Consider the following 6,777-nt stretch of genomic DNA (forward strand, 5'->3'; position numbering starts at 1 on the left):
ATTCTTGCCGCCCGCCCCATCAGGTTAGCGGAACAGGCCCAGCAGCATGCTGCTCGACGAGTTCGCGATAGACAGCGCCTGCACACCCAGCTGTTGCTTGGTTTGCAGAGCCGTCAGACGGGCGCTTTCCTTGGCAAGGTCAGCGTCCACCAGATTGCCGATGCCGGTCTCCAGCGAGTCCTGCATTTTACCGACAAAGGTCAGTTGGCGATCCAGAGACTTCGACTTGGTACCGAGATCGGCCAGGGTCGAGGTGAAGGCATTGATGGCCGTGTCCACATTGGCAGCGGTGTAAGCCGTGCGCTTGGCAGTCACATCCGTGGCCGCAGTCCAAGTGCCTGCCGCTGCGTCCGGGGTACCCCCGAACTCGAACGAATCAGCCGAAGCTGCCGCGCTGGCGGCCTTCAGAACGAATTTGTTGTTGGCAGCACCGGTATTGGTGGTGACCTGGTGGGTCGTGTTGGCGTCGGTAGCTTTGAAGAGGTTCACGCCATCAAAGTTCGCACCGGCAAGCGCGGTGTGAACTTCGGTAACGATAGCCTCAAAGTCTGCCATCAGCTTCTTCTCGGTTTCCGAGTCAGCCGTCGCGTCCTGGATCGACACTGCGAGGCTCTTCAGCTCCGACAGGGCGTCCGTGACGGTCTCGCCAGCTGCCAGGGCGACGTCAACGATCGATTGGCCGCGTTGCAGAGATTGCTTCACGGCATCCTGAGCGCCCATTTCGGCTCGCTGCGAGGTGGCGATCGCATAGATCGCACCGTTGTCCTTGGCGGACGACACAGCCATGCCGGTGTTCACGCGGTTCTGGGTGGTTTCCAGAGCCTTGTTGGTGGCGTTCAGGGTTTGCAGGGCCACGAGGGCACCGCGGTTGGTGTTAATCGAGTTAGCCATTCTGGCTGCCTTACTATTTACAAAGCCGCTGCCATTTTGGCCGCGGGGCGCATTTTGCGCCGGTTACTGGGTACTAAAGAGGTGATCAGGAGCGGGTGACGCCGCTTTTGGCGACGACACCCTCCCCTACCGATTATCGGAACAGGCCGAGCAGGATGCTGCTCGACGAGTTGGCGATCGACAGTGCCTGCACACCCAGCTGTTGCTTGGTCTGCAGAGCGGTCAGTCGAGCGCTTTCTTTGGCCAGATCCGCATCGACGAGGTTGCCGATGCCGGTTTCCAGCGAGTCTTGCAGCTTGCCGACAAAGGCTAGCTGACGATCCAGCGACTTCGACTTGGTGCCGAAGTCAGCCAGAATGGAGGTAAAGCTGTTGATGGCCGCATCGACAGCCGCAGCGGTGCGGTTGTCCTTGTCAGGCACCGACAGATCGAAATCATCGGCACCGATGGACACTTCCAGAGGGTTGGTGTCTTCGGCGGTGACGGCCTTCAGCGTGAACTTGTTCCCGCTGCTGGCCGTGTTGATGGTGACGTCGATAGCTGCGTCGTTCTCAAGGAACAGATTCACGCCATCGAAAGTCGCCCCGGCCAAGGCCGTGGTGATTTCGTTGGTGATAGCCGTGAAGTCGGCGTGGAGCTTGGTTTGGGTGTCACCGGTTTCCGGCGCGTCCTGGATAGCCACAGCCAGGCTCTTCAGTTCGGTCAGAGCAGCGACAACGGTTTCACCCGCCGCCAGCGCCACGTCCACGATCGACTGACCGCGTTGCAGCGACTGCTTGACCGCATCCTGAGCGCCCATTTCTGCACGCTGCGAGGTCGCAATGGCGAAGATGGCACCGTTGTCTTTGGCCGACGACACCTTCATGCCGGTGTTCACGCGGTTCTGCGTGGTCTCCAGCGCCTTGTTGGTCGCATTCAGGGTTTGCAGCGCGACCAGCGCACCGCGATTGGTATTGATCGAGTTGGCCATTCTGGCCTCCGTTTTTCACATTTTGTGAGACCCGCCGTTTTGGCGGGGTGAGCCTTGTGCTCTGTACTCAACGCTTACTGGTTACTGTATTCGAGGTGATCAGGGTCGGGGCCCCGAGGCTTGCCTCGAGGCTCCTCCCCTACCGGTTAGCGGAACAGGCCGAGCAGGATGCTGCTCGACGAGTTGGCGATCGACAGCGCCTGCACACCCAGCTGCTGCTTGGTCTGCAGTGCGGTCAGTCGGGCGCTTTCCTTGGCCAGATCCGCATCGACGAGGTTGCCGATGCCGGTTTCCAGCGAGTCTTGCAGCTTGCCGACGAACGAAAGCTGACGGTCCAGCGATTTGGACTTGGTGCCCAGCTCGGCCAACGTCGTGGTGAAGGTGTTGATCGCAGCATCAACGTTCGCCGCGCTGTAAGCGGTACGCTTGGCCGCGTCGGTAGCTGCGGGTGACCAAGCCCCGGTGGCAGCATCGATATTAGTCCCCGCAAACGCGAGATTGGCGTGAGCCGCCGTGGCCGCCTGGCTCGCCGCCTTCAGAACGAATTTCGAGCCGGAGGTGTTGGTGCTGACGGCGATTTCACCGGTCGCACCAGTGGCCTTAAACAGATTCACGCCATCGAAAGTCGCACCTGCCAAAGAGGTGTGAATTTCTTTCACGATAGCATCGAAGTCTGCCAGGAGTTTGGATTCACTGGACGAACCCGAGGCAGAATCCTGAATCGCCACAGCAAGGCTTTTCAGTTCGGTCAGTGCGCTGACCACGGTTTCACCCGCTGCCAGAGCCACGTCCACGATCGACTGACCGCGTTGCAGGGACTGCTTTACGGCGTCCTGAGCACCCATTTCCGCACGTTGCGAGGTCGCAATAGCGAAGATGGCACCGTTGTCCTTGGCCGATGACACCTTCATGCCGGTGTTCACGCGGTTCTGCGTGGTTTCCAGCGCCTTATTGGTCGCGTTCAAGGTTTGCAGCGCGACGAGCGCACCGCGATTGGTATTGATCGAGTTGGCCATTCTGGCCTCCCATTTCACGTTCATTTCCCGTCGTTTTTGACGGGTTGGGCGTTCTGCCCGCACGTACGCTTACTGGTTACTGGATACGCTTACAGGGTCGTCGAGGTGATCAAGGTCCGGTAGGCTCCGTGCCGACCGGACCCCCGGGATTAGCGGAACAGGCTCAGGACGATCGAGCTGACCTGATTGGCGATGGACAGGGCCTGCACACCCAACTGCTGCTTGGTTTGCAGCGCGGTCAGGCGGGCGCTTTCCTTGGCCAGATCGGCATCCACCAGATTGCCGATGCCGGTTTCCAGCGAGTCCTGAACCTTGCCCACGAAGGTCAACTGGCGATCCAGAGACTTCGACTTGGTACCGAAGTCGGCCATCACCGACATGAAGTTGTTGATAGCGCGGTCGACGTTCGCAGCCGTGCGATGAGCCTCGGTATCAAAGTTAAAATTGTTAGCCGGCGTCACACCGGCATCGGCCGGTGCCTTGGTCGGATCGATCGCGCCGCCAGAGGCAATCGCACCGGCATCAGCTGTGTAGGTGGTTTTCAGGGTGAACTTGCCGCCCGAGGTATTGGTCGTAACCTCGACAGCCGTAGGATTGGCATTGAACAGGTTCACGCCATCAAAGGTGGCACCGGCCAGAGCCGAGCGGATTTCGGTGACCAGAGCGCTAAAGTCGGCGTTCAGCTTGGTGGCCGTGTCGGAGCCCGCCACGGCGTCCTGAATGGCGACGGCCAAGCTCTTCATCTCGGTCAGAGCCTCGGTGATGGTCTCACCGGCAGCCAGCGCCACGTCGACGATCGACTGGCCACGTTGCAGAGATTGTTTGACGGCATCTTGCGCGCCCATTTCGGCGCGTTGCCAGGTCGCGATGGCGAAGATGGCACCATTGTCCTTGGCGGACGAGACCTTCATGCCCGTGTTGACACGGTTCTGGGTCGTCTCAAGCGCACGATTGGTCGCGTTGAGGTTCTGCAGGGCGATAAGCGCACCGCGATTGGTGTTAACCGAGTTGGCCATTCTAGCCTCCTGTTATGTGTTTCACTTCGTGAAAGCCGCCGCCCTTTTGGCAGCGAGAGCTTTTTGCTCGCACACGTTAGAAGCAAGGAACGGGCCAGACAGCCCAACCTAATGATTGGCCACAATGCAGGGCGCACTACGCCTGCCTTCTAGGGACAACTAGGAAAAAAACGCCTACTCATACTCGGCAATAACTGCCGCGTGTCGGCAAAACTTGCCGAGCAAAGGAAAGAGGGGGCGGCGGACCGCCCCCTTTGCAGGAGAACCATCTGGCGGTTTCCGGTTTCGCGGATTTAGCCGCGGAACAGGTTGAGCAAGATGGAGCTCGCTTGGTTCGCAATGCCCAGAGCCTGCACACCCAGCTGTTGCTTGGTCTGCAAAGCCGTCAGCTTCGCGCTTTCCTTGGCGAGGTCTGCGTCCACCAGATTGCCAATGCCGGTTTCCAGAGAGTCCTGGAACTTATCGACAAAGGTCATCTGACGACCCAGGGACTTCGACTTGGTGCCGAGGTCCGCCATGGTCGAGGTGAACGACGTGATCGCCGCCTCAACGTTCGCCACGCTATAGTCCGTCAATGCCGACGGGGTTGCGCCCGTGGTATTGCCAGCCTTCGGATTCCAGACACCGGTTGCTGCGTCGAACTGGCCAGCGCCCGTGCCTGCCGGAGTGCCAAACGCCAGGTTCGCAGCCACCGCGGTACCGTTTGCAGCCTTGATTTCGAACGTATTGTTCGCGGCTGCGGTATTGATGGTGACCTTGATGCCTGCTGCGTCAGCTGCCTTAAAGACATTCACGCCATCGAAAGTGGCACCGGCCAAAGCCACGTGAATTTCCTTCACCATAGCTTCAAAGTCAGCAACCAGCTTCTTGGCGTTCTCCCCCAGACCGGTAACGGTGGTTCCATCAGCCGCATAGGTCTTCGGGGCGTCCTGAATAGCGACCGCCAGACTCTTCAGCTCGGTCAGGGCCTCGATAACGGTTTCACCTGCCGCCAACGCAACGTCCACGATGGACTGGCCGCGCTGGATCGACTGACGAACCGCATCTTGAGCGCCCATCTCAGCACGCTGAGAGGTAGCGATAGCGAAAATGGCTCCGTTATCTTTGGCGGTGGCAACCTTCATCCCGGTATTCACGCGGTTTTGCGTGGTTTCCAGGCTGCGGTTGGTCGCGTTGAGGTTTTGCAGCGCGATCAGTGCGCCACGGTTGGTGTTGATCGAATTGGCCATTTTGGCTGTCCTTGCTCACTTATGTGATGGCCAGCGCCCTTTTGGCGCCGGGAGCGTTCTACTCGCGCGAACAAGCCGCAATCTGCGGGCCGGATAGCATTGCTTTTCGTTTTATTATTTTTGTTGTTTTACAATAACTTAATTGCGTATGGCAAATGGAATGATCTGCCGGTGTCAATATCCGGCAAAAGGTGCCGGGAAGGATTTACCGACCCAGCGCCTTTGCCATCTTCCGCTCGGCCATCAGCACGTCGATCGCCATCTGCCGTGCGGCATCACAGGCCACGATCTGGGCCCCGCGCTGCATATAGGCCGTCTCCAGCGCCGCCAGATCGCCGGGGGGTTGCAGTACCGCCAATGCACACGGCCTGTCAGCCTCCGGCGGCAGCGGCAGCTGCGGTGGCGCAACCGTCAAGCTCGGGCCTGATGCCGCACAGCTGACGGTCATGGCCAGACAGACGCTGGCGACGAAGATCACCCAAAGATGTTTGCGCATCACTCTCTCCCCTAGCTTCGGCGACAGCCGTAGCCGTCGCATCGCGCGCCTGTTGCACCTGATCGCGGATAGTCGCCTGATGACGGGCCTGATCGGCTGTGGCGGCCTGCTCGATCTGTCTCGCGCGAGCCTCCATCTGCCCCTGTCTGGCCACCGCTTGTGCCTGCTCCAGTCGACGCCCCTTTACGCCCAGCGGATCGGACAGCAGGTGAAGCACCGCCAGCACCACCACCAAGCCTACAGCCAACGACACCCAGCCACGCGGCGACAGCAGCCGCAGCCACTCCCCCGCCCTCATGGATTGGCCTTTCGGCACAGTTCAAAATGCGGCCCGTCACGCAGGCGCGGCCAGTCACCGCCCCACACCAAGGGCACACCCTTGGCCTTGGCTGCCGCTTTGAACGCCTCGGCGATGCGCGGATAAAGCGGCCAGTCCCAGCGCACCTGACCATCCAGCCATGCGGCGACATCTACCGCGTGGCCGGTCAAATGGCGGCTGTTCAGCGTCCGGCTGGCTCCCGATTTCACCAGAGCCGCCTGTCGCTGCGGTGATCGCAGCCCCTCGGTCACCATGAAATCGACGGGCGTGGTGCGGATGGCCTCATGGACCACCGCCACCAAGTCGGGGTGCACGCCTTTTAGCGCCGCCAGAGAGCGATTGGACAATCGATAGCTCATGACCGCCGCCCCCACCGCAGTTGGGCTAGATTGACGACCTGCTGGGCCGACGGCGCGACCAGATAGAGCAGGCTCATCAAGGCCATCAGCCCCATCAGCCCCTCGGCCAGACGCGGCAGGTGCTCGGGCGGCGCGCGCAACACCAGATCGCGCAGAAGAAACCAGAACAGCAGCGTCGCCAGATAGACAAACAGCCTGCGCCAGAACCATTGGCCCTCGGCATGATCTTGGGAGGTTGGCGGCTTCATCCCGCCTCCTCCCCCGCTTGGGGCGCGCGGCGGCACCAGTCCTGCCCCAGTTCGTTCAGGCAGTCCTCGTCGCTCAGCCAATCGGGCGCGACAAAGGCGTCCTGATCCAGCAGCACGTCGGCGTATTCGGGCATGGGGGTTGCGGCGTTCATCATCCGACCACCGTCAGAATGACCAGACCGGCTGCGCCCGCACCGCCCTGCCCGCCTGCGCTGGTTCCGGCACCGCCGCCG

The 6,777-nt window shown here is 60.7% G+C and carries 10 protein-coding genes; all 10 read right to left on the reverse strand.

Features of this window, described 5'->3' with window-relative positions; all coding sequences use genetic code 11:
• Positions 1 to 24: 24 nt before the first annotated feature.
• On the reverse strand, positions 25 to 891 hold the full coding sequence (locus B3B04_RS00595) for a flagellin (protein ID WP_292038743.1): 867 nt from the start codon (positions 889 to 891) through the stop codon (positions 25 to 27).
• A gap of 133 nt (positions 892 to 1,024) precedes the next feature.
• Positions 1,025 to 1,861, reverse strand: a complete 837-nt coding sequence (locus B3B04_RS00600; protein WP_292038744.1) for a flagellin — start codon at positions 1,859 to 1,861, stop codon at positions 1,025 to 1,027.
• A gap of 146 nt (positions 1,862 to 2,007) precedes the next feature.
• Positions 2,008 to 2,877: a flagellin gene (locus B3B04_RS00605; RefSeq protein WP_292038745.1), complete on the reverse strand. Its 870-nt coding sequence runs from the start codon at positions 2,875 to 2,877 to the stop codon at positions 2,008 to 2,010.
• Between the two features lie 149 nt (positions 2,878 to 3,026).
• Positions 3,027 to 3,893 (reverse strand): flagellin, encoded by an 867-nt coding sequence (locus B3B04_RS00610; RefSeq protein ID WP_292038746.1) that lies wholly within the window; start codon positions 3,891 to 3,893, stop codon positions 3,027 to 3,029.
• A 293-nt stretch (positions 3,894 to 4,186) separates the two neighbouring features.
• A complete protein-coding gene (locus B3B04_RS00615; RefSeq protein WP_292038747.1) occupies positions 4,187 to 5,122 on the reverse strand; it encodes a flagellin in 936 nt (311 codons plus the stop codon).
• Positions 5,123 to 5,327: 205 nt separating this feature from the next.
• Positions 5,328 to 5,480: a hypothetical protein gene (locus tag B3B04_RS00620; protein WP_292038748.1), complete on the reverse strand. Its 153-nt coding sequence runs from the start codon at positions 5,478 to 5,480 to the stop codon at positions 5,328 to 5,330.
• Between the two features lie 13 nt (positions 5,481 to 5,493).
• A complete protein-coding gene (locus B3B04_RS00625; protein ID WP_292038749.1) occupies positions 5,494 to 5,916 on the reverse strand; it encodes a hypothetical protein in 423 nt (140 codons plus the stop codon).
• Complete coding sequence (locus B3B04_RS00630) at positions 5,913 to 6,296, reverse strand: M15 family metallopeptidase (protein ID WP_292038750.1); 384 nt, start codon at positions 6,294 to 6,296, stop codon at positions 5,913 to 5,915. Before B3B04_RS00630 ends, B3B04_RS00625 begins: the two co-directional genes overlap by 4 nt.
• Entirely contained in the window at positions 6,293 to 6,544 is a 252-nt protein-coding gene (locus B3B04_RS00635) for a hypothetical protein (protein WP_292038751.1), read from the reverse strand. The genes B3B04_RS00630 and B3B04_RS00635 overlap by 4 nt, the downstream gene beginning before the upstream one ends.
• On the reverse strand, positions 6,541 to 6,777 hold a 237-nt coding region (locus B3B04_RS00640), incomplete at its 5' end, for a hypothetical protein (RefSeq protein ID WP_409516060.1). The genes B3B04_RS00635 and B3B04_RS00640, both read right to left, overlap by 4 nt.

Origin of the sequence: Brevundimonas sp. UBA5713, assembly GCF_002419815.1 — a bacterium.
GTDB lineage: Bacteria > Pseudomonadota > Alphaproteobacteria > Caulobacterales > Caulobacteraceae > Brevundimonas.

Bases quoted from the DNA above. Each gene is read 5' to 3' on its own strand.
- B3B04_RS00595 (WP_292038743.1), bottom strand. From the start codon at position 891: ATGGCTAACTCGATTAACACCAACCGCGGTGCCCTCGTGGCCCTGCAA.
- B3B04_RS00600 (WP_292038744.1), bottom strand. From the start codon at position 1,861: ATGGCCAACTCGATCAATACCAATCGCGGTGCGCTGGTCGCGCTGCAA.
- B3B04_RS00605 (WP_292038745.1), bottom strand. From the start codon at position 2,877: ATGGCCAACTCGATCAATACCAATCGCGGTGCGCTCGTCGCGCTGCAA.
- B3B04_RS00610 (WP_292038746.1), bottom strand. From the start codon at position 3,893: ATGGCCAACTCGGTTAACACCAATCGCGGTGCGCTTATCGCCCTGCAG.
- B3B04_RS00615 (WP_292038747.1), bottom strand. From the start codon at position 5,122: ATGGCCAATTCGATCAACACCAACCGTGGCGCACTGATCGCGCTGCAA.
- B3B04_RS00625 (WP_292038749.1), bottom strand. From the start codon at position 5,916: ATGAGGGCGGGGGAGTGGCTGCGGCTGCTGTCGCCGCGTGGCTGGGTG.
- B3B04_RS00630 (WP_292038750.1), bottom strand. From the start codon at position 6,296: ATGAGCTATCGATTGTCCAATCGCTCTCTGGCGGCGCTAAAAGGCGTG.
- B3B04_RS00635 (WP_292038751.1), bottom strand. From the start codon at position 6,544: ATGAAGCCGCCAACCTCCCAAGATCATGCCGAGGGCCAATGGTTCTGG.